At 48.8% G+C, this 24,443-nt stretch carries 17 protein-coding genes; 15 read left to right on the plus strand and 2 right to left on the minus strand.

What is annotated here, in order from left to right; genetic code table 11:
- The first annotated feature begins 10 nt into the window (after positions 1-10).
- The 15 genes from K3G39_RS04235 (at position 11) to K3G39_RS04305 (ending at position 20,687) form a co-directional block, all read left to right on the plus strand.
- The gene (locus K3G39_RS04235) at positions 11-715 is read left to right on the plus strand and encodes an ABC transporter ATP-binding protein (protein WP_220624934.1); all 705 of its coding nucleotides are present in this window, start codon (positions 11-13) and stop codon (positions 713-715) included.
- Between the two features lie 2 nt (positions 716-717).
- A complete protein-coding gene (locus tag K3G39_RS04240) occupies positions 718-1,959 on the plus strand; it encodes an ABC transporter permease (protein WP_220624935.1) in 1,242 nt (413 codons plus the stop codon).
- Positions 1,956-3,134: an ABC transporter permease gene (locus K3G39_RS04245; RefSeq protein ID WP_220624936.1), complete on the plus strand. Its 1,179-nt coding sequence runs from the start codon at positions 1,956-1,958 to the stop codon at positions 3,132-3,134. Before K3G39_RS04240 ends, K3G39_RS04245 begins: the two co-directional genes overlap by 4 nt.
- Positions 3,135-3,187: 53 nt before the next feature.
- Complete coding sequence (locus K3G39_RS04250) at positions 3,188-4,567, plus strand: sigma-54 dependent transcriptional regulator (protein ID WP_220624937.1); 1,380 nt, start codon at positions 3,188-3,190, stop codon at positions 4,565-4,567.
- Positions 4,551-5,867, plus strand: coding sequence for a PAS domain-containing sensor histidine kinase (locus tag K3G39_RS04255; RefSeq protein WP_255593929.1), 1,317 nt, complete (start codon positions 4,551-4,553; stop codon positions 5,865-5,867). The genes K3G39_RS04250 and K3G39_RS04255 overlap by 17 nt, the downstream gene beginning before the upstream one ends.
- A gap of 172 nt (positions 5,868-6,039) precedes the next feature.
- Complete coding sequence (locus K3G39_RS04260; protein ID WP_220624938.1) at positions 6,040-6,252, plus strand: hypothetical protein; 213 nt, start codon at positions 6,040-6,042, stop codon at positions 6,250-6,252.
- 482 nt (positions 6,253-6,734) lie between these two features.
- On the plus strand, positions 6,735-7,508 hold the full coding sequence (locus K3G39_RS04265; protein ID WP_220624939.1) for a polysaccharide biosynthesis/export family protein: 774 nt from the start codon (positions 6,735-6,737) through the stop codon (positions 7,506-7,508).
- Positions 7,509-7,513: 5 nt separating this feature from the next.
- Complete coding sequence (locus K3G39_RS04270; protein ID WP_220624940.1) at positions 7,514-9,886, plus strand: polysaccharide biosynthesis tyrosine autokinase; 2,373 nt, start codon at positions 7,514-7,516, stop codon at positions 9,884-9,886.
- A gap of 103 nt (positions 9,887-9,989) precedes the next feature.
- The gene (locus K3G39_RS04275) at positions 9,990-11,525 is read left to right on the plus strand and encodes a lipopolysaccharide biosynthesis protein (RefSeq protein WP_220624941.1); all 1,536 of its coding nucleotides are present in this window, start codon (positions 9,990-9,992) and stop codon (positions 11,523-11,525) included.
- Between the two features lie 86 nt (positions 11,526-11,611).
- Positions 11,612-12,805 carry a glycosyltransferase family 4 protein gene (locus tag K3G39_RS04280; RefSeq protein WP_220624942.1) on the plus strand — a complete coding sequence of 398 codons (1,194 nt, stop codon included), beginning with the start codon at positions 11,612-11,614 and terminating at the stop codon, positions 12,803-12,805.
- Between the two features lie 46 nt (positions 12,806-12,851).
- Positions 12,852-14,153 (plus strand): O-antigen ligase, encoded by a 1,302-nt coding sequence (locus tag K3G39_RS04285; protein WP_220624943.1) that lies wholly within the window; start codon positions 12,852-12,854, stop codon positions 14,151-14,153.
- 63 nt (positions 14,154-14,216) lie between these two features.
- Positions 14,217-15,152 (plus strand): nucleotide-diphospho-sugar transferase, encoded by a 936-nt coding sequence (locus K3G39_RS04290; RefSeq protein ID WP_220624944.1) that lies wholly within the window; start codon positions 14,217-14,219, stop codon positions 15,150-15,152.
- A 109-nt stretch (positions 15,153-15,261) separates the two neighbouring features.
- A complete protein-coding gene (locus K3G39_RS04295; RefSeq protein ID WP_220624945.1) occupies positions 15,262-16,101 on the plus strand; it encodes a glycosyltransferase family 2 protein in 840 nt (279 codons plus the stop codon).
- Positions 16,102-16,110: 9 nt separating this feature from the next.
- Complete coding sequence (locus tag K3G39_RS04300) at positions 16,111-17,394, plus strand: glycosyl hydrolase (RefSeq protein ID WP_255593932.1); 1,284 nt, start codon at positions 16,111-16,113, stop codon at positions 17,392-17,394.
- 650 nt (positions 17,395-18,044) lie between these two features.
- Positions 18,045-20,687: a PA14 domain-containing protein gene (locus K3G39_RS04305; RefSeq protein ID WP_220624946.1), complete on the plus strand. Its 2,643-nt coding sequence runs from the start codon at positions 18,045-18,047 to the stop codon at positions 20,685-20,687.
- Between the two features lie 331 nt (positions 20,688-21,018).
- On the opposite strand, the gene K3G39_RS04310 is transcribed toward K3G39_RS04305, so the two are convergent.
- Entirely contained in the window at positions 21,019-21,495 is a 477-nt protein-coding gene (locus K3G39_RS04310) for a hypothetical protein (RefSeq protein ID WP_220624947.1), read from the minus strand.
- Positions 21,496-21,764: 269 nt separating this feature from the next.
- Positions 21,765-24,023 (minus strand): LamG-like jellyroll fold domain-containing protein, encoded by a 2,259-nt coding sequence (locus tag K3G39_RS04315; RefSeq protein WP_220624948.1) that lies wholly within the window; start codon positions 24,021-24,023, stop codon positions 21,765-21,767.
- Positions 24,024-24,443: the final 420 nt, after the last annotated feature.

A 24,443-nucleotide genomic window follows, 5' to 3' on the forward strand; every position in this document is an offset into this window, starting at 1 on the left:
GTATAAAACTATGATTACGTTAAAGAACATCGAAAAAGTCTACCAGACCAAGACTATTGAGACGGTAGCGCTTCACAACGTTAACCTGCACATCCCGAAAGGAGAATTTGTGTCGGTGATGGGCCCTTCAGGCTGCGGTAAATCTACGCTGCTCAACATCATGGGCCTGCTCGACGAGCCAACCAATGGCATTGTGGAGATTGACGGTCTACCTATCAGCAGGTATAAAGACAAAGAACTGGCGCACATCCGCAACCAGAAGCTTGGGTTTGTGTTCCAGAGCTATCACCTCATCAACGACCTGAGCGTGCTCGATAACGTGGAGCTACCGCTGCTGTACCGCACTGGCGTGTCTGCTGCCGAAACCCGCCGCCTGGCGCTCACTGCCCTGGAAAAAGTAGGCCTCAGCGCCCGTACCAAGCACTACCCTACCCAGCTTTCCGGCGGACAGCGCCAGCGGGTGGCCATTGCCCGTGCACTGATCGGTCAGCCTGAGATCATTCTCGCCGACGAACCGACCGGTAACCTCGACTCGGTGATGGGCGAGGAAATCATGAACATCCTGCTCAACCTCAACCGCCATGACGGCACCTCGATTGTGATGGTGACCCATGACGAGAATATGGCCATGAAAACAGAACGCCTCATCCGCTTCTTCGACGGTCAGCAAGTGTCTGATGCGAAAACCAGTGCATACGATTATCAAAAGGTATAGCCATGCTGAAGAATTACCTTAAAATAGCCTGGAAGGTGCTCTTGCGGCGCAAGTTCTTCACCTTCATCAGCCTCTTCGGCATCAGCTTTACCCTGATGGTGCTGATGGTGGCCACCTCCCTTATGGACCATACCTTCGGGCCGCAGATGCCGGAGCGCGAAACGGATGAGCTCTTATTTGTCAGCATGATGCGCGAAGAGCACTCGGAAGGCTACTCGAGTAGCGGCCCTGCAAGCTATTACTTCCTGGACCGCAACGTCCGCACGCTGCAAACGCCCGAACAGGTATCAATTAACTCGATGTTCTTTCAGGTGAACAGCTACATCAATAACCGCAAACTTGCCCTGGACATCAAGTATACAGACCGTGAGTTCTGGGACATCCTTGATTTTGAGTTTCTGGAAGGTGGAGCTTTCGGGCAGCAGGAAGTAGCAGGTGCAAGTCGCGTGGCGATCATCAACGAGACTACCCGGAACAAGTACTTTGGTGAAGGGAAGGCTGTAGGAAAGACCATTGAAGTGGACCAGGTGAAGTACAAAGTGGTGGGTGTGGTGAAAGACGTGCCTGTCCTGCGGCTCTACTCCTATGCTGACGTATGGGTGCCGATCACCCTCAAGAGTCAGGACTTCAATAAACCTGGGTATAGGGGCTTGTATTTCGCTACTATTAAAGCGCAGAACCCGGCGGATATACCCAACATAAAAGCTGAGTACGCTGCCATGCTGCACGAGATAGAGCGCCAGCATCCGGTGAAAGGCACCAAGCTCTCCTCATTCCCTGACACAACACTGGAAGGATTTGCCCGCACCCTGCTTGGCGGAGGAAAAAAATCTGGTATGGGGTTTTTATACGTCATTCTGGCTGGCCTGGCGTTCCTGTTCATGCTGCTGCCCACCATTAACCTGGTCAGCATTAACATCAGCCGCATCATGGAGCGCTCCTCCGAGATCGGGCTTCGTAAAGCCTTTGGAGCCACTTCCTCCAATATTATCGGGCAGTTTATTGTCGAGAACATCTTCCTGACACTACTGGGCGGTATACTTGGTTTTGCGCTCTCGGCTGCTGTGCTGAAACTCATCAACGACAGCGGTGTGATTGTGTATGCCAACCTGGGGCTCAACCTGCGGGTGTTTGCCTGGGGGCTGCTGCTCAGCCTGATTTTCGGATTGATTTCCGGTGTGTACCCTGCTTATAGAATGTCACGCTTAAAAGCCGTTGAGGCACTGAAAGGAGGCTCTAAATGATACGCCATCTGTTTAAACTAATCTGGAACAGGAAGAGAAGCAACTTTCTGCTCATAACCGAAATTTTCTTTTGCTTCCTGGTGCTGTTCGCGGTGCTGAGCCTGATCGTATATAATGTACGTAACTACAACAAGCCACTGGGTTTCAAGCATGAAAACGTCTGGCTGTTGACCATGCGCCCCGACACAGACTCGACTGCTCTAAATCGGCAGACCCTGGAGCAGATACTGCAACGAACAAAGGGTTTTCAGGAAATTGAGAGCGTATCGCTGACCAACAGCAACGCACCGTTTGCCTTTAGCCAGATGACCACCAACCTCACTTATGGCCAGAAAGAAATAAAGACTGACCAGTTTGAAGTGCAGGACGACTTTGCTGAAGTAATGCAGATGCAGGTGAGCAAAGGCCGCTGGTTTGGCCCGGCCGACAATGGTGCTCACCACAAGCCGATTGTAATTAGCAAAGCCCTGGAAAGGCAGCTGTTTGAGGGTGAAGATCCGATAGGCAAGGTGCTGCCGCGCAATGACTCCTCCAGCTATCAGGTGGTGGGCGTAGTAGATCACTACAGACCAAGCAGCGAATATACTGCCGAAGAGCCGGCCTTCTTTAACCGCATTTATCTGCCTGAAAATGAAGATGAGTTTTACGGAGAGATCCTGATGCGGGTGAAGCCGGGTATGGGCGTGGAGTTTGAGGAGAGAATGGTAAAAGCGTTATCAGGTATAGGAAAGGGCTGGACCATGGAAGTAGCCACCCTGGAAAAGATGCGCCAGAATAAGGAAAAGGTTTCCAAAGTCCCGATGATAGCCCTGGCCATTATCTGTGGCTTCCTGATCTTAAACGTAGCGCTTGGCCTGTTTGGGGTGCTCTGGTATAACATCAATCGCCGCAACAGTGAAATTGGTTTGCGCAGGGCAGTAGGCGCTTCTTCAAGCCAGGTATACCGGCAGTTCATCGGCGAGGTGCTGGTGCTGGCTACTTTTGGCCTGGTGCTGGGTGTGGCTTTTGCCATTCAGTTTCCGCTGCTGCAGGTTTTTGATGTCGAGTCGACGGTATACTTCATCGCTTTAGGTATAGCCGTGGGTATGATATACCTGCTGGCGGTTGGCTGTGCCTTCTACCCGAGCCGACAAGCGGCGGCTATACATCCGGCCATTGCTTTGCATGAAGAGTAGCAAGTAGTGCGTAAAAAAATTATCTTTAGAGCATACAAAACAGCATGCCGGGCATGATCCTGATAATAGACGATGATGTGGCCGTTCGCGCCTCTTTAAGCATTTTGCTTAAACAACACGGCTTCAAAACAAAAGAAGCTGCCTCTCCTAAGGAGGCACTTGAAGTGGCCCAGCAGCACCCCTTGCAGCTCGTGATCATGGACATGAACTTCTCCATCGACACGACAGGCCAGGATGGGCTACAGTTGCTGGGAACGTTTAAACAACGGATGCCACAGCTGCCCGTTATCCTGATCACCGGTTGGGGCTCTATTAGTCTGGCGGTGGAAGGTATGCGCCTGGGAGCGGCGGATTTTATCACCAAACCCTGGAGCAACGACTACCTGGTTCAGGCGGTACGCACAGCGCTGAGTCTGTCGCAGCAGGCACCAACCAAAGACGAAGCCCTGACCCGCAAAAAGCTGGACCAGCAATACGATTTCAGCCAGATTGTAGGCCAAGACCCACAGCTGCTGCAAATCCTGAAACGAATCGGGCAGATTGCGCCAACCGATGCCTCCGTGCTGATTGAAGGCGAGAGTGGCACAGGTAAAGAACTGATAGCGGAAGCGGTGCATCGCAACAGCCTCCGCAAGTCCCAGCCTTTCGTGAAGGTAAACCTGGGGGGTATTTCATCCAGTCTGTTTGAAAGCGAGATGTTTGGTCACAAGCGCGGCGCTTTTACCGATGCCAAAGCCGACCGGGTGGGCCGCTTCGAAATGGCGAACAAGGGCACTATCTTCCTCGACGAGATTGGGGAACTGGACATGAACAGCCAGGTAAAGCTGTTGCGCGTGCTGCAGGACCGTACTTACGAGGTGCTCGGCGACAGCCGCTCCCGCAAACTCGACATCCGGGTAGTGTGCGCTACCAACCGTAACCTGGAGCAGATGGTCGAGGAAGGCAAATTCCGCGAAGACCTTTTCTACCGCATTAACCTGATCAAGGTGCGTATACCCTCGCTGCGTGAGCGCCCCGACGATATTCCGCTGCTGGTGCAGTTTTTTGTGGAGAACATGAAGAAGACTTACCACCGGCCTGAGCTGGAACTAAGCCACAAAGCGTTGCAGTGGCTGAAAGAGCTTCCTTTTCCGGGGAACATTCGGGAATTGAAAAACCTGGTAGAGCGCACCGTGCTGGTAGCCGAGGACGAAGTCCTGAGCGCAGAGGACTTCCGGGCGCAAGCGCAGCAGGGTCCCGTAAAGTCAGGCGACAAAGCCCTGCCCGCCGTCGGCACCATGACACTCGACGAGATGGAAGCTTCCATGATCAAAAAGTCCATGGCCTATTACCACAACAACATCAGCAAAGTGGCGCGTGCGCTGGGCCTGAGCCGGGCTGCCCTATACCGTCGCCTCGAAAAGTTCGGCATCCCATATGAAGCTCAGGACTAAATTTATCTTTTTTGCAGTTTTCGTGCATGGCTTACTCGCAGCCATGGCTTATTTCCTGCTACAGGAAAACAAGCTGCTGTTTTTAGGTATGGAGGTGCTGATACTGCTCTCCGTTGTACTGACTGTGAATCTTTACAATGCCTTTTTCAAGCCGCTCAACCTGATCCGGGCAGGTATAGAGTCTATCCGCGACAAAGACTTTTCGACGAAGTTTGTGCAGGTAGGACAGCCGGAACTGGACGAACTGGTGGACGTGTACAACCGCATGATTGAGCAATTGCGGCAGGAACGTGTAGCGCAGGCCGAAAAGCACTTCCTGCTCGAAAAGATCATTCAGGCCTCTCCCGCCGGCATCATCCTGCTCGATTTCGACAACCGCATCGAAAGTATAAACCCTGCCGCGGAGCGTTTCCTATACCTGTCAGGCCAGCCGTTGCAGGGCAGCGATCTGGCAGCGCTGCCCAATACATGGGCGCGAGAGCTCACGCAGGTACAAGCTGGCCAGCCCTATACCTTCCGTCTGAACGGCATCCGTACTTTCCGGGCACACAGGGCGCATTTCATCGACCGGGGTTTTCATCGGGCCTTTATTATGCTGGAGGAGCTCACTGAGGCCATCATCAAAAATGAGCGGCAGGCCTATGAAAAAGTTATCCGGATGATGTCGCATGAAGTGAACAACTCGACCGGCGCCATCAACTCCATTCTGGACTCCGTGCAGTACTATACCCCGCAGATTGATGAAGAGCATCAGGAAGATTTTACCTATGCCCTGCAGGTAGCCATTGACCGGAACGCCAACCTGAGCAGGTTTATGGCCAATTTTGCAGATGTGGTGCGCCTCCCCGCCCCTTCTAAAAAGCCAGTAGAGGTACAATCCTTACTCAAGCGACTTGAACGACTGATGCAACCACAATTGGAACAACGGCAGATCAACCTGAGCCTGCAACTCCCCACCCATCCGCTTTGCATACCCTTGGATGAACAGCAGATAGAACAAGCCCTGCTAAACATTCTGAAAAATGCCATGGAAGCCGTAAAGTCGGATGGCAATATCTGGGTGGAGCTGCAGGAGCAACCGCTCTGCCTGACCATTTCCGACAATGGCGAAGGTATACCCGAGCACGTGCGCCCCATGCTCTTTACTCCTTTCTTCAGTACCAAAGAAACCGGCCAGGGCATTGGCCTGACCATGATTCGGGAGATATTACTCAGCCACGACTTCCAGTTTTCGCTTGAATCTGACAATGAAGGGCTGACCTCTTTCCAAATTCTCCTTACAACAGAAAATGCCAAATAGAATTAATTCATCAAAAAGGCCCTATATGCTCTACTTATATTGAATCATTTTAATAATCAGCTAAATTATATTTTGAATGTAACTTCATTTACTAAATTTCGTAGCCCTGCACATACAACCTATGTTATTATCCCCTATATTGGTTCTATAGTTCGTTTATTTAAACATTGCAATGGAATACGATATAGTAGTAGCCCCAAATCTTGAGACACTGGCAACAGAGGTTGCCATACTATTTCCGCAAGGCTGGAAGCTGAAAGGTGGAATTATTGAGCATGCGGACGGATTTTCGCAGCAACTGATCCGCAAGGCGTCTGATAAAATGAAACAACGCCAGATGCCGGCGCCCCAGTCCAAACATCGCCGTACTAAGTGGATTGAATAATAAGCATACTATATACCCTTTATATAAGTATAGGAACCACCTTCTTTATGCCACGTGCACAGAGAAGGTGGTTCTGTTTTACAGCCCCTTCCCTCTTATAACAGCAGCCGTTACGCTATACCTACACCCGCTGCCAGCATTTCCGCTTCAATACTATTTATAGCATTATTCCAACAATACATTTATAATGATCTATACCTGATCTGAGAGAGTAGTGTTATCTTGTGTTATTCTTTGCCAACCACACAAAAACATAACTTTCTGGTTTTAAACAATTTGCACCCTTGCATAGTATCCCCTTACATTAAATTCACATAATATTTTTGAAAACAAGCATCTTTTTGTGGCTCCGGTAGTATATATGGCTGATACAATTTTTTGGGTACCATGTGCTGAAACACAAACAGGTATGGGCTCCCGTTATCATCAAAAAACAACGAACATACGAGTATCATCATTCGAAACACCCTTAAGCAAAACACATGAGACGAGTCGTATACCTCCTGCTCCTAATGATAAGCGCCACATCATGCCTAAGCAAAAAAGAGCTTGTATACATGCAAAACAGCAACCTGAAAGAGACGGTGGCTACCCCTATGCAAACCACTTACAAGCCATACCAGCTACAGCCTGCCGATGTGCTCTCCATTAAGGTACAAAGCCTGGAACCCGAAATCTCCAATATCTACAACATCGTACCACCCTCCAGCGCCTTCGGTTTTGCCGACCCGGGCACTATGTTCCTGAGCGGCTACTCTGTGGACGACGAAGGAAATGTGAACCTGCCTAACGTGGGTAAAGTGAAAGTATCAGGGCTAACCCTGCAGCAGACGCAGGAGCTGATTCAGCGCAACGTAGACCGTTACATCACCAACGCGACCGTAGTGGTGAAGCTCATCAACTTCAGAGTAAGCGTGTTGGGTGAAGTTAACCGCCCGGGCCAGTACTTTGTCTACAACGAGCGCGCAACTCTTTTCGACGCGCTGGGTATGGCAGGCGACCTGACTCGCGGCGCTGCACGCGAGAACGTGAAGCTGGTGCGCCAGACGCCTGGCGGTTCAGAGGTGGTACTAATCGACCTTAAAGACCCAAATATCGTACAATCAAGATACTACTTTATGCAGCCCAATGATGTGCTGTATGTAGAGCCGTCTGTTGCGCAGGTAAAACGCGACAACCTGGTGTCTCTTAACGTAGTCACCATTGCCCTGGGGGTTATCTCTACGGCGGCAGTAATCCTGAATTACTTTAAATAGTACCCATGAAACGAAAAAATACAGCGCACGAAATAGACCTGAGAAGTTGGCTTTTCAAGTTCCGAACCAGATGGTACCTGTTTCTGGCCTTTGTAATGGTAGCAATGGCGGGAGCCTATGTTTATGTAAAGAGCTCTACCCGCGTTTATGCTTTTAAGTCAACCCTTCTGCTGGGAGACCAGCATACTGGTTCTAAAAAGGCGCAGGAACTCCTTAACCTGCTCGATGTCCAGAACAAGGGCATTAAGGTGGAGGACGAGATCGGCATTCTGACTTCGGCCGATATGATTCGCAGCACCTTAAAACAGCTCGACTTCTCAGTGTCGTACTACAAAGTTCCCGACCATTGGTTGAATACAGGACTTGACCTTATTAAAGAGGAGCAATACGATAACGCTCCGTTCATAGTACACCTGGACACCAGCTCGCTTCAAATTGTGGACATTCCACTGGAGGTACGCGTGCTGAATGACAAGGAATTTGAACTAACCGTAAAGGCCGAGACTCCTCCCCTGTATGATTACACAACGCATACCGTGAAGCAAATCGTACCAGAGGTTAATTTCACCAAAGTGCTGGAATTCGGCAAACCGTACAAGGACAAGTACTTTGGCTTTACGATTGAGCGTGCTAATCCTGACGACAAAATCGACGCCAAAAAGCATTACTTCGTGCTCAACAGCATGGAAAGCCTAGTAGCACAATACGCCAGCAGCCTGCACATCAAGCCGATTGAGCGTGAGGCGCGTGTGCTGGAGATGAGCACCAAAGGTACTATACCTGAAAAAGAAATGCTCTTCCTGAACACACTGATGAGTACCTATGTGGCCCGTGACCTGGATGAGAAAAACATGAACGGTCAGAAAACGCTCGAGTTTATCGACAACCAGATCGCCAGCCTGACAGACTCGCTCCGGCAAAGCAAGCAGGCGCTTTCATCTTTCCGTTCAGCTAACCGCATTGCCAACATCGATGTGCAGTCCAACATCAGCTACGAAAAGCTGGCGCAGTTGGAAATGGAGAAGTCGAAACTGAGCACTGAAAAGCAATACTATGTGACGGTGCTCGACCAGATTGAGGACGACGAGAGCTTCACGCAGGCGGTATCGCCGGCAGTGGCGGGCGTGCAAAACCCGAACCTGGCGAACCTCTTTACCGAGTTGTCGCGCCTAAACCAGCAGCGTGCCTCCTACAGTGTGAGCGCCACAGCGGACAACCCGAGAATAAAAGTAATTGACAGTGAGATCAAAAGCACGCGCAATGCCATTATAGCGAACATCAAAAACCTGATCCGTTCTACTGATATTTCCATCGCCAACGCCGACAAGCGCATTGGCCAGCTCGAGACAGGTATAGCGAAAGTGCCCGAGCACGAGCGACGCCTGATGGACCTGCAGAACCAGGCCGACTTTGTGAACAAAAAGTATGACTTCCTGCTGGAGAAACGCGCCGAAGCTGCTATTGCCCTGGCTACCAACACTACCGACAAAAAGATTGTGGACAAAGCCGCGATGTGGGGAGCCGGCCCGGTGAACGTGAAGCCGAAGATGATCTTTATGCTGGCTTTTATTCTAGGCCTGATTATACCTGCGGCGCTCATCGTGCTGCTCGACAACGTGGACAATACCATACAGGGTAAGAATGACCTGAACAATGTGACCAACATTCCGTTCCTGGGTGTGATTGCGCACGGCACCAAAGCAGACAAACTGGCTGTTAAAAACAACCCACGCTCTGCCATCGCCGAGTCTTTTAGGTCTATTCGCATCAACCTGCAGTACCTGATGTCCGAAACCGACTTTAAGGTAGTGGGCGTGACTTCATCCGTTTCCGGCGAGGGCAAGACTTTTACTTCTGTCAACCTGAGCAGCGAGATGGCCATGGCCGGAAAGCGCACGATCCTGATTGAGTCGGATATGCGCAAGCCGACTTTTGGCAAGTACTTCAACACGCATAATGCTGCAGGCTTGTCTTCGTATCTGAGCCAGGGATTGCCGCTGGAGGAAGTGATTCAGAAAACCGATATCGAGAACCTGGACATCATTTCGTGCGGCCCTATACCTGACAATGCCATCAAACTGCTGGAGCACAAGCGCATGGCCGATCTGATCGCGAAGTTGAAAGAGCAGTACGAGTATGTGGTGATCGATACGCCGCCGATCGGGTTCGTAGCCGAGTACTTTATCCTGATGAAGCACATGGACGTAAACCTGTATGTAGTGAAGCATAAGTATACCAGCAAGGATATGCTCACACAGGTGAATGACCTATACGCAGCCCGCAAGTTGAAGAACATCTACATGGTGATCAACGACCTGGACTACAACAACACCTACGAGTACGGATACAAGAAAAAGGGCAGCTACTACTACGTATAGCGCCTGAACAAGAAATACATGCGCGCTTGATCTTAAAGGTGCTGTAGGATGCAGATTCCTGCAGCACCTTTTTTGAGAGTAGCACGATTATCTGAACCTATACATGAGTAAAAATTTAGCTTCGAAGGCGGTTAGTGGGTTGAAATGGAGCTCGGCTGGTACCATTGCCAACGCCGTCATGCAGATTGGCTATACCTCGGCCATGGCCCGTCTGCTTGCTCCCGAAGCCTTTGGTCTGGTTGCCCTTTCGGCCGTTATCCTGCGCTTTGGTTATTATTTCGCGAATCTGGGCCTTAACCAGGCCATCATCCAGAAAGAAGAGCTTACCACTGAAAACATCCGGGCGGCCTTTACTTCCTCTGCCCTGCTTGGTGCCGTATTCACGGTACTGGCCTGGGCACTGGCGCCTTATGCCACTCTAATTTTCGATATGCCCGAAGTGGTGCCGATTGTGCGCGTGATGGCACTGGCCTTCGTGATCGGTGGCGTGTCTGCCACAGCTACCAGTTTATTGCAGCGTAACATGCGCTTTAAGGAGCTGAGCATTGTGGAGACAGCCTCTTACGTGATCTCATACCTGGGCGTTGGTATACTGCTGGCATGGCTGGATTTTGGGGTTTGGAGCTTGGTATACGCCTCACTGGTGCAGCAGGCATTGGTGGCAATAGGCGCCCATGCGATGGCCCGTCACAATTTGCTGCCGGTCGTACGCTGGGAGGCTTACAGGGCGCTGCTCGCGTATGGCAGCAAAATGTCCGTTATCAGCTTTTTTGAGTTCATCTATACTGAGTTGGCCACGCTGCTGATCGGCCGCGTGTTCGGCGCTTATAAACTGGGTATCTATAACCGGGCGTTCATGCTCGTGAATCTACCCATGTATAACCTGACGCGCACGGTGTCGCGGGTAGTTTTCCCATCGTTCAGCAAACTGCAGTCCGAAACAGCGAAACTCTCCCAGGTATACCTCTCCAGCACGACCCTACTGGCCACCCTGATCATACCTGTCTGCCTGGGCATTATGGTGGCCGCACCCGAGATTGTGCATGTAGTGCTGGGCGACCAATGGCTGGAAGCTATACCTGTACTGCAGGTGCTTAGCCTGGCCATACCGCTGAGTTTCGTGACCATGTTTGCCGGTATTGTGTGCGACGCCAAAGCTGTGCTCAACTGGAAAATCGTCATCACCATCACACTAATTGTCGTGATCAGTGGCTTGTTTTTCCTGCTGCGCGATTACGGATTGGTAGGCTTCGGTTTTGCATTGCTGATAAGTGAGTTGGTTCGCATTGGCATGTACCAGACCCTGATGAAGAAAATCCTGAGCCTTTCTTACTGGAAACAGCTGCGCGTATACCTGCCAGGTCTACTCAACGGTGCTGTGGTAGCCATTGTGGTATACCTAGTGAGCACCCTGCTGCGTAACAAGGAACTGCCACATCTGGTGATTATGATCTCACAAATGATTGTAGGTGGCTTTGTGTTTCTGGCCATGATACTGCTCTTCCCGCACAGCGCACTCAAAGAGCAGCTGCACATGATTTTTTCCAAACTGGGTGTACAGGACAACCCAACCTCTTACTATGGCAGAATGCTGATGCGATACAGAAAGAGTTTGATAAAAGAAACAGAGCGTGTATAAACAAGGTATAACCAGAAAAAAACGACAATCGTCAGCCAGCTTTGGCGCATCTGATGTATACTAAAATTACCTTAGAAGAAAACCAAATGACTATAGGAGTAGCCGGGCCCGTTGAATTGCGAATACTTGACTGGGACCTGAAAGACAGTAATCTACCCCCGACTAATGCGTTCCCACTTACCTCGCACTTTATCAATGCTTTGCTTAAAAGAGGTTTTAAAGTAATTGCCTATACCAATTCAACCGAAATTGCGGAGCCGATGGTGTTGGAAAGCGGCAACCTCAAGGTATGTATAAGCCGCCAGAAGCCGCAACCCGGCCGTCGTTTTTTCCTGTTTGAAGTAGAAGACCTCCGGAAGATGATGGTAGCGCATCCGGCTGATTTCATGAGTGCTTTCTGGAGCTATGAATTTGCCTGGGCGGCCCTGAAAACCGGAAAACCAACTGTGGTGAGCCTGCACGATGTGGCATTCCAGATCCTGCGCAAAATACCCGACATGTTCCGGATGGTGCGCTGGATGATCAACTACATCGTCGTGAGCAAGGCGGATTTCCTGCTAGCCAACTCGGTCTATACCTACAATCAGCTCGACCGCAGGACCAAATCCAAAACCAGAGTCATCGACAATTTTTACCCAAGCACGCTGGAGCAGCGCCTTGCCCCTAATTCCCAAAAAGGAAACTATATCATTACGGTAGCCCAAGGCTTTACGCAACGTAAAAATATAGAAACCGGACTTCAGGCTTTTGCCCTGTTGCGCAAGCAGTTTCCGGACCTGGAGTACTACCTGGTGGGGGTTGACTCTGAAGAAGGGGGTCTGGCACAGCAATATGCCCAGAAACAAAACTTAACAGATGGCGTACGGTTTATGGGTCCGATGCCTTACGACGAGGTGTTCAGGCTGATCCAGAATGCCCAGGTGCTTTTGCATCCTTCACGGGAGGAGTCGTTTGGCATGGTGCTGCTCGAGGCGATGGTGGCCCGCACCCCGACAGTGGGCGGCAAAGACAGTGGTTATATTCCCCATTTACTTGATTATGGCAAGGCAGGGCTGCTTTGTGATGTGGAATCACCTGAATCCATGGCCACTGAAGTAGGCCGCATACTGACAGATCATGCCTTATACCAGACGCTTGTGCACAAAGGCTATACCTATGCAGAGGAGAATTTCTCTGAGAACGTGATCGTAAATAAACACCTGAAGTACTACAGCGAGGTTCTGGGCAAGCCGCTGGAGCCTGTAGTACAGCAGCCAGATAAGTCAGAGCAGGTTGCCTAGTTGACCAATGCCGGCAGGTAAAATGGCCCTAAACTGAAAGCACAGCATGAAGATTAATTACAGCTTTATATTCATTATCCCACTTGCCATGATCCTCATCATGGACAACGCTTTTACGGAATTGGCATTCCCTCACAACCTTGAAGCGCAGGGGAACATGCTGAACATGCTGTTAAAAGGTATGGCGGTTGTTTCGTTTGGCTACAGCTCCTTTTACTTTAAGCGTATGTCGCCGGTCATGCGGGTAGCCTTTGTGTTCACTACGTTATATGTGTTTGCCATGGTGTTCGAGTCATATTACTTCTATGGCACACCCATGGTATACCCGCACGTGTTTCAGAAACTGTTCCTGTTTTACTTTATTTTCTTTGTCTATACCTTCTACAAGGGCAATTTTCACCTGAAGTTTTCGCATGTAGTCTGGTTTATACTGGGGGGCTTTTGGATCAGCGTCATTGTGGTGCATCCCGACAAACTCAGCCTGGGAGCGTTCACCTCACATGAGCGGGGGGTATATGCCTCTTCGGTATACATGCTGGTTATACCTTTTATGTATTTTCTGAGCCAGTACATTTTCCACAGCAAGCTAACAAGCTTGTTTATGGCTTTTTTTATACTGGTTTCCATCGTTTTCTTCCAGCACCGGACCGTGTGGATATCAACTGCCATCATATTGGTTGTGTATTACCTTCTGATCAGGTTTAAGTCTGGCTTATCAATCAACTTCGCTGCGAAATTCATGCCCATCGGAATTGTGCTTCTGATCGCAGGTATAGCCAGCAGCGCCTTCTTATTCTCGACCAACCCAGAGATCATTACCAAGATACAGGACAGCTTCTCTGACATAGAGAACTTCGACTCGCAGGGCACGGGCGGCTGGCGCTATATACAATGGATGTCGTACCTGCCTTTTATACAGGATAACTGGCTGGTAGGTATGCGCTTCGAAGGTTTTGAGCTGCCCATTCAGTTCTGGCGCGACGATACCAATGAGCCCGTGTTCGATGACGGCCAGGGCCACCACTTTCATAGCTTCTATGTAGACATTCTTTTCTACACCGGCTTTGTCGGACTTGCCATTTACTGCATCATGCCTATTTATGCTATTGTAAAGGGCCTGCGCTCAAAAGCCATGACCGTGCACCAGATCATCCTGATCGCTTTTATCAGCACAGGCTTTGCCTACGGCTTCTCGTATGTACTGCCTGTGTTTTATTATGCCGTACTGGGCTGGGCGATCGTTTACATGGAAGAAGATGGCGTGGAGCGCACTAGTTACCTGCACGATTTTGCTTCCCGCTGGAAGGCGAAAGCAGTCGGGCAGTACCGCAAGCTGACAGCCGCCTGATAGCAGAAACTTCTGACGGCAATATCAGTATACAAAACAGACATATCGTTATACCTTAATATTATGAGTAATTCTATTCCTACTACACCTTTGCACACACCCGTGCTGTTAATTATATTCAATAGAGCTCATACCACACAACAAGTATTCGACCGTATCCGCCAGGTAAAGCCAGCGCGCCTCTATGTAGCCGCCGATGGCCCTCGACCTGGTGTGGAGACAGATATAGCTAAATGTGCCGAGACACGGCGCATCGTAGAACAAGTAGACTGGGAATGTGAAGTAAAGACGCTTTTCCAGGAGAAAAACTTGAAGTGTGGTGTTGCTCCCGCTACAGCGATCAGCTGGTTCTTTGAGCACGAAGAGTCCGGCATAATACTCGAAGACGACTGCGTACCTTCCAAAAGCTTTTTCTGGTTTTGCCAGGAGCTTTTGGACAAGTATAAGCACGACACGCGCATTATGCACATCAGCGGCAACAACTACCTGAATGGCTGGCGCAAGGATAACGATTATTCGTACTACTTCTCCAACAAAGTAAATGCCTGGGGCTGGGCTACCTGGCGAAGAGCCTGGCAGTTGTTCGACTTTAACCTGAAAGCATACCCGGAACTCAAGGAAAAAGGCTACCTGAAAGGCCTGTTCTTGAATAAGTTTGAAGAGACTTACCGCTTGAGCAAGCTCGAGGAGGCGTTTGCCAGCATCCCGAACGGCGACATCTGGGATTATCAATGGGAGTTTACAGTTTACAGCAACTCCGGGCTTTGCATTGTGCCGGAAGTAAATCTGGTGCGCAATATCGGCTTTGGAGAAGATGCCACGCACACATTTAACACCCACGATAACAAGGCACAGATTACGGAAAATGAAATTGCTTTCCCACTGCGCCACCCCCGGTTTGTCGTACGCGATATTGAGTCAGACTCAAAAAACTTTAATCACTTAATTAAGGGCAAAGTAAGTTCAAAGCTTAAGAGCCTGCTAAGCTTCAATTTATAATATTTATCCAACATCAACCCTTCTCATTTTCGTAGATAGTACAGCTGCACCTGTTGTTGCCAGATTGCCAACAACAGGTGCACAAAAAATTGACCTATACCTGAACCTTATGATCAACATAATTATACCTGTGTTCAACAGGAAAGAATATACCAGAGAGTGCCTCCAGTCGCTGAGAAAACAAACAGATCAGCGTTTTAAAGTGGTTATTGTAGATGATGGCTCTACAGACGGCACAGAAGCCATGCTTCGGGCAGAGTTTCCGGAAGTGGAAGTGCTCACAGGCAGCGGCAACCTGTTCTGGACAGCTGGTGTCAACTTGGGAATACGGCACGCGCTGAAGCAGGGCGCCGAACTTATCATGACCATGAACAACGACGTGATCACCGATGAGCGCCTGATCGAGAAGATGTATTACTGGCATGCACAAAAACCTGAAGCCCTGCTGGGTGCGCTGGAGCTGGATGCCAATACACAACAGCCAATCTTTGGAGGAGAGCGCTTAAACTGGCTGCTGAACACCATTGAAGAAGTACTCCCGACGCTATCGAAAGATGAGCAAAAAGGTCTGCATGCAGTTACCCACCTGCCGGGCAGAGGCCTGCTTATACCTCGGGTTGTGATCGAAAAGATAGGCATCTTTGACCAGGACCGCTTCCCGCATTACATTGCAGATTACGACTATACTCATACGGCCAGAAGAGCAGGGTTTGAACTGTATGTTAACTATGACGCTAAGCTGCTTACGTATCCGGAAGAAAGCGGTGAACGTCAGATCAGGAGCGAAAAGAACTTTAAAAACTATTATAAACACCTCTTCGACCTGAAAGGCGGCGGTAATCTGCGGGACTTCACAAGATTCACACTAAAGAACTGCCCTACGCCTTATATCCCGTTTCACCTGGCAAATGGTTATACACGCAGGCTGGTCGGGTATTTTTTAAGATAGAACCATTAGATGTACTGGTCAATTGATTTGAAGAAAGATTTTCCATACCTCAAAACATTAAGCATTGCTATTCCCCTGGTGGTGGTAGCAATGCTTTTTGCTTATTATTATACCCAAGGCCACCTGCCCGGTGCAAAAAGGAGCGCCAAAGCTACAACTGCTGGCTATGATGATCCGATCGTGATCAGAAAAGGAGGCACTTACTCCGGCAACTGGGAGTCAAAAGATACTGAAGTTGCAGCTGTGGAAATCAAAACATCTGAGCCAGTCATTATCGAGCATTCCAACATCCGGGGAGCCGGCTACCTGATCAAAAGCTGGGGACATGATGCCAGTATTACCGTCAGAAACACGAAAGGCTACGGCCTTACCCCCACTCCCTGGATTCTGTATGAGAAGCCACGGCGTTTTCTGATCGTAAATGATTTCAAACATGTGGTGGTGGAGAACTGCTACATGGAGAGCACAGCCGGTATCTACATTGGAGACGCCTACAAAGGCGACGGCAGTCCGGACAATACCATCAGGATCCGCTATAACAAGGCCAAAAACATTGACGGGCGCATTTATGATGGCTGGTACCGGTCACAGTTTGTGCAGTTCAATTTCCGGAACCCCATCCAGCACGCCGAGATTGCCTGGAACGAGGTGATCAATGAACCGAACAAATCGTTGGTAGAAGACAACATTAACCTGTCGAACTCTCGCGGCACACCCGCCTCTCCTATCCGTATTCATAACAACTACATACAGGGCGCATACCCTTACCCAGCCGATAGCAAGGAATTCTCAGGTGGAGGCATCATTACGGACTCCTGGTACGAGGAAGGTATGGGCGATCCGAAAGAGGTCGCCACTGCCCATGTCAAGGTATACGACAACCAGACTGTCAACCTGGGCAACTATAATTACGCTATAGCAGGCGGCAATAACATTGAGATTTTTAAAAACCGTGCCGTTAACGCCGCCCGTTTTGAAAATGGTGAGAAGTTTAAGATGTGGACCCAGGGATTGTACGGCTACGACTTCTACAAAAGGAATTCGACCTTTAACAATACCTTTCATAACAATGTGATCGGAATTATGGGGCAGGACGGCAGAAATGACAACCATTACTTTCCGGACGGGACAGTGCGTGAGCACAGCAACAAGTTTATACAAGGTGAGATAACAAAACAAAGTGAGCGGGCGGAGTACCATAACTGGCTGACAAAACTGGCGAAAAACAATATCCTCCTTGGCCCCACTTTAGCAGAGCCCTCCAAATCCAAAGAATCAAGCGGCATTCAATAGCTGCCAAATCAGCAAGCAGTAAACTGGCTCAGCGAAGGTACAGCCTCCCTTTATACCTTTGGTTTTTGTACTCGCTGATAAGCTGTCACCTCACTCTACCCCCCGAACCCGGAAATCCCTAATCTCCTAATTCAAAGGTATAACACCATTTATAATTCGGACACAAAAAGCCAGGTTATTGAATATATTATATTTTATATATTCATGCATTGGACTGATTCCGAAGTCGAAAATGGGCTCAGTATTGTATATTTTTAATTAATATTTATTATTTTAATCATAGTAATTAGTGTCAATATTATATTTTTGGTTTTGTATTTTTAAAATTTTTGTAACTTTTTTCAAGTATGCATAAAATCAAAAACCCCTTTAAATAGCCTTTAAACGCTGTTTTTTCATCTTATCCAAATTGAAATATCCAAGGTTGCTATAATTTAAATAAGAATAAATCACAAAAGTCTGGTTTTTCTAAAAAATTCCTACTTATATTTGCAACAACTTATATATGAAGATAGTCGCAAGGATCTACCAAGCTTAATATTTTCATAAAAACCACCAGGCAACACAGCTGCTTTTGTATTAGAAAAGGGTAAGTGCCTGGTGACAGATAAGGAGTACATTTTTTAATTTTTCAACTTTTAGCCAAAAAGATGAATACAGTATCCACTAAGGTGACGAAGTGGACGGGGACAACTCTGTCTGCTTTTATGCTCACACTCGTAGCCTTTCTATTCTCGACAGGTTTCGTTAACGCCCAATCTTACAGCGGGCCATTAGTAATTACAAAAGGAGGTACTTATACAGGTAACTGGGAATCAAAAGATTCTGAGGTAGCTGCTGTAGATGTTCGTACTTCCGAACCTGTAACCATCGTTAATTCGAACATCAGAGGTGCCGGTTATCTTATAAAAAGCTGGGGCTATGCTGCCAATATCACAGTAAAAAACACGAAAGGCTACGGTCTTACTCCTACTCCTTTCAGAGATTATAAGAAACCACGTCGTTTCTTAACAGTTAACAACTTCAAGAATGTTATAGTAGAGAACTGCTACCTGGAAGGTACGGCCGGCATTTATGTAGGTACGCGCTACGAAGGTGACGGATCTGCTAACAACACGGTAAAAATCCGCTACAATAAAGCCAAGAACATTGACGGACGCGTATACGGTGGTCAGCGTGAGCACTCTCAGTTTGCTCAATTTAACTACCGTGGCAACCTGCCACACGCCGAAATCGCCTGGAACGAGATCATCAACGAGCCAAACAAGTCGCTCGTAGAGGACAACATCAACCTGTCAAACTCACGCGGTACTTCCGGTTCTCCAATCCGTATCCACAACAACTACATTCAGGGCGCTTATCCGATCCCTGCTACAGAAACTACTTTCTCAGGTGGTGGTATTATTGCTGACTCATGGTACCAGGATGGTATGGGCGATCCGGCTGGCGTAGCTACTGCTCACGTGAAGGTATACGACAACCAGACTGTCAACATCGGTAACTACAACTATGCTATTGCAGGCGGTAACAACATTGAGGTATACAACAACCGTGGTATAAACTCCGGCTTATTTGACGATGGCACGCGTGTTAACACACACAACGTAGGTCTGTACGGATACGATTACTATAAGAAAGGCGCAACTTTCAATGCAGTAATGCGCAACAACGTAACCGGCGTAATGAGCCAGGGCAACCTGTTCGACAAAAACTACTTCCCTGATGGACTGGTTAAAAACGAGAACAACCCATACGTTGGCGGTAACATCACGAAGCAGCACGAGAAGAATGAATATACTGCCTGGTTATCTAAACTGAGCAAAAACGGTATCGTACTGGGTCCTAACGGTTCAGCTCCGTCAACTCCACCTTCACAACCAGCTCCTGCACCGGCTCCAACTGATCCGGTAGCTACTGTACCTGCTGACCAGGCACCAAGTACTGGTTCTGGCTCGACTGGCAGCACTGCTGGTAATGGTAAGATCACACGTGATTTCTGGTCAAATGTGCACGGCTCTACTGTAAGCGCTATCCCGGTAACGAAAAATCCAACTTCAACAAGCGCTATTAGCTCGTTTGAAGCGCCAACAGGTCAGGGTAACAACTACGGTCAGCGTATCCGCGGCTATGTGACTGCTCCTGCTTCAGGCCAGTATACTTTCTGGATCGCTGCCGATGACGTGGCTGAGCTATACCTGAGCACAAGCGAGGATCCGGCCAAGAAAGCCAGAATCGCCCTGTCAAGCACCTGGACTAACCCACGTGAGTGGACTAAGACAAGCGGTCAGCAGTCTGCCAAGATCACCCTGGAGGCTGGCAAGCGTTACTACATCGAGGCCCTGATGCTGCAAGGCGGCGGCGGCGACAACCTGGCTGTAGGCTGGCAACTGCCAAACGGCACCATGGAGCGTCCGATCGCTGGCAACAGACTGTCTGAAATGGGAAGCACTGCTCCTGTAGCCACTGCTCCTGCTGAGTCAGCACCTACTGCCAACACAGCTCCTGTAGGCAAAATTACCCGCGATTTCTGGAGCAACGTACACGGTTCTGCCATCAGCGCAATCCCAGTGAACACCAAGCCAGTTTCTACTACTGAACTGAACTCATTCGAAGGCCCATCAGGCCAGGGCAACAACTATGGCCAGCGTATCCGCGGCTATGTGACTGCTCCTGCTTCAGGCCAGTATACTTTCTGGATCGCTGCCGATGACGTGGCTGAGCTATACCTGAGCACAAGCGAGGATCCGGCCAAGAAAGCCAGAATCGCCCTGTCAAGCACCTGGACTAACCCACGTGAGTGGACTAAGACAAGCGGTCAGCAGTCTGCCAAGATCACCCTGGAGGCTGGCAAGCGTTACTACATCGAGGCCCTGATGCTGCAAGGCGGCGGCGGCGACAACCTGGCTGTAGGCTGGCAACTGCCAAACGGCACCATGGAGCGTCCGATCGCTGGCAACAGACTATCACCAATTGAGTCTCTGACTGCTTCTTCTTCGTCAGCACTTTCTGCCGAGACAACTGATACAAACATCAGCTTCGAAAAAGTAAGCGCATACCCTAACCCATTCAACGATGTGGTAACACTCGACCTGGGCAAAGAGGAGATTAAGCTGCAGGAAGTTGTAATCCTGGACCAGGCTGGTACAGTAGTATACAAAGAAGAAAACCTGAAGGTAGAGAATAACAAGCTGGTAATGAACCTGGCTGCTACCGGACTTAGAGCAGGTCTTTACTTCCTGAAGTATACAGACAATGCCGGCAAGAGCTCCACGATCAAATTGATCAAAGAGTAGGTATAACAAACCAGTAAACTTCGAGCCTCACGAGCTTAATTGAGGTATAGAAACAATAGATTCCAAAGGTTGTTTAATGACAGCCGGATATAGAAAAGCGGCGCAGAAATTCTCTGCGCCGCTTTTTTGTTCTAAGGACCTTCCTCATCAAGCTCAGGATGTTCCCGCAGCCCATTATTCAGCAAGCGCAACAGAAAACGTCTGCATGGAAAGCCTTCAGAGGTATACCATTTAAAAACCTCCTGTTTTAGGTGATGCTTTTATCGCATCTCCAGAACAGGAGGTTTTCTTATTGATGCCATCCCGAACGTTTGGGATGTTTTATGTTATACTACTGCTTACGCACAAATTTCCAGGTATACACCCCCATTTGAGACGTTGTTTTTTCATCATCTGGTGACTCCTCTGGGAAACCAGCATATGGTTTTTCTTCTATCCAGGTCATTTCTGAATTAGAAATAGTGGCTACAGTATACTGTCCCTTATCGGCTCCCCGCTGTAATTCAATTACGGTAGTATCATTAGGGTCTGGAAAACTATAATTCATTACTTCCGGATTACTTCCTGGTGCTGTAACGGTTAACTGTTTGCCGTCAAAGCTAAAAGTTGTCTGATACTGAACTGAGTCAGTGAACATGATCTCATTTTGATCTGAGTAATACACTCTTTTGATTTGTGTGTTTGTCCAGTCGCCACGCATCTTCGCATCAATTTCCGAAACCGGTGGCTCCAGATTCTCTTCTTTGTCATCGTCGCAGGAAGTGAGAAAGAGGGCAAAAAATATTGGTATTAGCAATAGCTTTTTCATAAAAAATTAAATTTAGATAAGTAAAGGAATTTTAAGTTTGATATCAGTTTGCTTGTATAACAGCGTATATGTGATGTAATTTCCACACCTAGTACGAATTGCGTTATGGAGGGTTTATCAAGAATAACATAAACACAATATCATTTTCACAAATAACTGTTATTGATTACGTTACGAAAAATTTAAATGTTCAAACCGGGTGGTATACCTAAGCCTTCTCATAAATTCAGTGGTTCACTTGCTTTCAGTGTGGTACGGATTCAACTGAATCAGCGTGCTACCACGAGCTTACGATTCAGCGTCTTGTTACTTCCTGCCACTGTCAGATTATAAATGCCCGGTTTTAAAGGTGATCCGACTGGCAGCGTGAGGTACAGTTCGCCAAGCTCAGTGGTTCGCACCTGCCGGCTGAGCATTTGCCTACCGGAAGCATCTGTTATCATAAAGGTCACATCCTCGTTTTCTTTCAGATTGGCAACCTCAATGGTAACTTCATCTCCTGTAGCAGCCGGGTTTGGATATACTCTGAATGAGGACGCAGCAAGTGAGCGGTCTTCTACCAGTATAATATTCGAGTAGGTAGCGGAACCATCCAGCCGAACCAAACGGAGCCTGTAGTAACCCTGGTCTTTGAGTGGCGTTTCGTCCGTAAAGGTATAGTCGATGGCAGCCGTTGTGGTACCGGAGGCTTTTACCTGACCGATGGTTGTAAAATTCTCACCGTCTACAGATCGCTCAACTTCAAAGAAATCCATATCGAGCTCGTAAAGGGTTCTCCAGTCCAGCACCACGTTTTTCTGATTAAACCCTGCGCCATCAACATAGCGTCCCTTAAAGTTTAAGATTTCCGTCAGGCTATTGTATACCTCAACGAAGCGCTCCCTGATCTCTTCTGATGAGAGTGCCCTGCCAAAAAGCTTCACTTCATCCAGATCTCCTTCGTAGTGGTAACTGTTGAGCAGACTCGCATTAAAGTAGCCGATGGTGACGGGTGACCGGCTGGTAAAGCCAAAATTATGATTGAAGGTGCCTGCGGCTACCTGTTCCCCATCCACATACAGCCTGATTGCTCCGGAACCACCATCCCGCACCGCTACAAGCTGATGCCAGGCGCCGTCATTCAGCTTGGGACCACTGGAGCCGACATAATCACCTTTAAACTCAATGTCAGGCAGGTAAAAACCGGCTTTCCGATCTTTGTCAAGGCCTAACCACCACTGCGATGGCGAGTCGGTGGCATGGCGCCCGATCAGCACCTGGTTCTGGGCTTCGCTAGCTCCGTCTTTGGTTTCGGTGCGGAGCCACAGCTCGATCGTGAAAGTCTGGTTTGCTTTCCAATCGAAGTTCGGACTGCCGATTACATCAAGCCCTGTGTCCCGTCCATTAAACCGCTGCCCTCCTTCTACTACTCCTTTCACCGAGGCAGGACGGCTTCTCTCCTTCGCAACTGCATCGATGGGCGTATACACATCCCGATAGTTAGAGCCTGAACTTTCATTGAGCATCCAGTGGTGTAGCATCCCTATACCTTCTTCGGTGGCGGCCCTCACCTCGATCTGAAAACGTTGCGGAGTGCTTTCTCCCTGGCTGTTGTTGGCCTTTACCTCCACTGCAAAACTTCCGGCGCTCTGTGGTACCCAACTAATAAGACCAGTACCTGCATCAATGGTCATACCGGATGGGCCAGATATCAGGATATAGCGAGGGGCAGGTTTGCCGGCTGCATTTACATCGTAGCTGTATTGCTGCTTGACTGTACCGAAAGTAATCGGTTGTGAAACGATCTCTGGTTTGGTATCCTCTGGTCCACAGTAGTTGCCTGCGCCCAGATTGTAACGGTCGCGCGCTTGCTGCTCCGACAAATTGTTGTTGTATACCAGCAATTCATCAATTGTGCCATCGAAATAATACTTGGAGTCAATGTCAATATACCCGATGGTAACAGGGCTGGAAGACTCCATGCTGCCGCGGTATTCCTTTATTTCAGTCCGCCTGTCATCCACCCGAAACCCATCGACATACAGCTTAGTGATCTGGGGACCTCCTTCTCGCACAACCGCAATGTGATGCCATTTGCCGTCGAACAGGTTGACGGCTTTAAGGTAATCGGTCAAGGTATGTGGCTCGCCGTAGTTATCCTGCATATCGAACACGGCATACCCTTCCGGGTTAACGCCGAGCCACCAGGCACTTAAACCATCACTTGATTTACGGCCGATGATCACCTGATTAGAGGACTTGCGGTTTACCTGCACCCATACCTCCATCGAAAAGTTCGTGTTGGGTCCCCACTGAAAATTTTGTATCTCACTGAATTGAAGACCGGAGCCGGAACCATTGAAGCGCTGTCCGCCGGCAAAGCGGCCAACAACAGGCTCGGGACAGGCAGTGCAAGTGGCGCTGGCGTTAGTCACGTAATCGGTGTAATTGCTAGCAATCTTTTCGTCAAACCCAAAGTGATGCACCAAACCGGGAGGGCAGGTAGTCTGAGCCTGTGCCACATCCTGAACTGCTAAACTGAACAGCATGCTAAGCACGGTGGCTAAGGCTATTTTGCGCTTATAGCTCTGTGTGTATGAAAAAAGGTATCGAACAATGTACCTGAAGGTTGATGCAATCATATAAGCTCACTAAGTATCTATATCGCGGCACTTGATCTATGCGCGCTACTTTATGTCGGGTTGTTTTGCAGTATAATCCAGAGCTGAACAGCTGCTGTCCTGAGCAAATTGCTAATTCACAACATCGCCTGTCCTGTACGGAGAGTATAGTGTTACTGTTGTATTAGAGTACAATAATATTACGCCGCAGCGGCTGAGATGTTCGGCTTTATAGCCTACTTAAATTGTCCACAAAGCCTTTGTCTTCAAAAGATGTGCAGAAGGGGTATATAGCTGTCAAAATAAGGCTGACACAGATCTAGTAACACAACATACCTGCGGCAATAT

This window comes from Pontibacter sp. HSC-14F20 (assembly GCF_019599265.1).
Lineage (GTDB): Bacteria > Bacteroidota > Bacteroidia > Cytophagales > Hymenobacteraceae > Pontibacter.

What these genes read in the sequence shown, in the direction of transcription:
- K3G39_RS04315 (WP_220624948.1), bottom strand. Translation starts at nt 24,023, where the DNA reads ATGCTGTTCAGTTTAGCAGTTCAGGATGTGGCACAGGCTCAGACTACC.
- K3G39_RS04275 (WP_220624941.1), top strand. Translation starts at nt 9,990, where the DNA reads ATGAGTAAAAATTTAGCTTCGAAGGCGGTTAGTGGGTTGAAATGGAGC.
- K3G39_RS04285 (WP_220624943.1), top strand. Translation starts at nt 12,852, where the DNA reads ATGAAGATTAATTACAGCTTTATATTCATTATCCCACTTGCCATGATC.
- K3G39_RS04280 (WP_220624942.1), top strand. Translation starts at nt 11,612, where the DNA reads ATGACTATAGGAGTAGCCGGGCCCGTTGAATTGCGAATACTTGACTGG.
- K3G39_RS04295 (WP_220624945.1), top strand. Translation starts at nt 15,262, where the DNA reads ATGATCAACATAATTATACCTGTGTTCAACAGGAAAGAATATACCAGA.
- K3G39_RS04270 (WP_220624940.1), top strand. Translation starts at nt 7,514, where the DNA reads ATGAAACGAAAAAATACAGCGCACGAAATAGACCTGAGAAGTTGGCTT.
- K3G39_RS04245 (WP_220624936.1), top strand. Translation starts at nt 1,956, where the DNA reads ATGATACGCCATCTGTTTAAACTAATCTGGAACAGGAAGAGAAGCAAC.
- K3G39_RS04310 (WP_220624947.1), bottom strand. Translation starts at nt 21,495, where the DNA reads ATGAAAAAGCTATTGCTAATACCAATATTTTTTGCCCTCTTTCTCACT.
- K3G39_RS04290 (WP_220624944.1), top strand. Translation starts at nt 14,217, where the DNA reads ATGAGTAATTCTATTCCTACTACACCTTTGCACACACCCGTGCTGTTA.
- K3G39_RS04300 (WP_255593932.1), top strand. Translation starts at nt 16,111, where the DNA reads ATGTACTGGTCAATTGATTTGAAGAAAGATTTTCCATACCTCAAAACA.
- K3G39_RS04255 (WP_255593929.1), top strand. Translation starts at nt 4,551, where the DNA reads ATGAAGCTCAGGACTAAATTTATCTTTTTTGCAGTTTTCGTGCATGGC.
- K3G39_RS04305 (WP_220624946.1), top strand. Translation starts at nt 18,045, where the DNA reads ATGAATACAGTATCCACTAAGGTGACGAAGTGGACGGGGACAACTCTG.
- K3G39_RS04260 (WP_220624938.1), top strand. Translation starts at nt 6,040, where the DNA reads ATGGAATACGATATAGTAGTAGCCCCAAATCTTGAGACACTGGCAACA.
- K3G39_RS04235 (WP_220624934.1), top strand. Translation starts at nt 11, where the DNA reads ATGATTACGTTAAAGAACATCGAAAAAGTCTACCAGACCAAGACTATT.
- K3G39_RS04240 (WP_220624935.1), top strand. Translation starts at nt 718, where the DNA reads ATGCTGAAGAATTACCTTAAAATAGCCTGGAAGGTGCTCTTGCGGCGC.
- K3G39_RS04265 (WP_220624939.1), top strand. Translation starts at nt 6,735, where the DNA reads ATGAGACGAGTCGTATACCTCCTGCTCCTAATGATAAGCGCCACATCA.
- K3G39_RS04250 (WP_220624937.1), top strand. Translation starts at nt 3,188, where the DNA reads ATGATCCTGATAATAGACGATGATGTGGCCGTTCGCGCCTCTTTAAGC.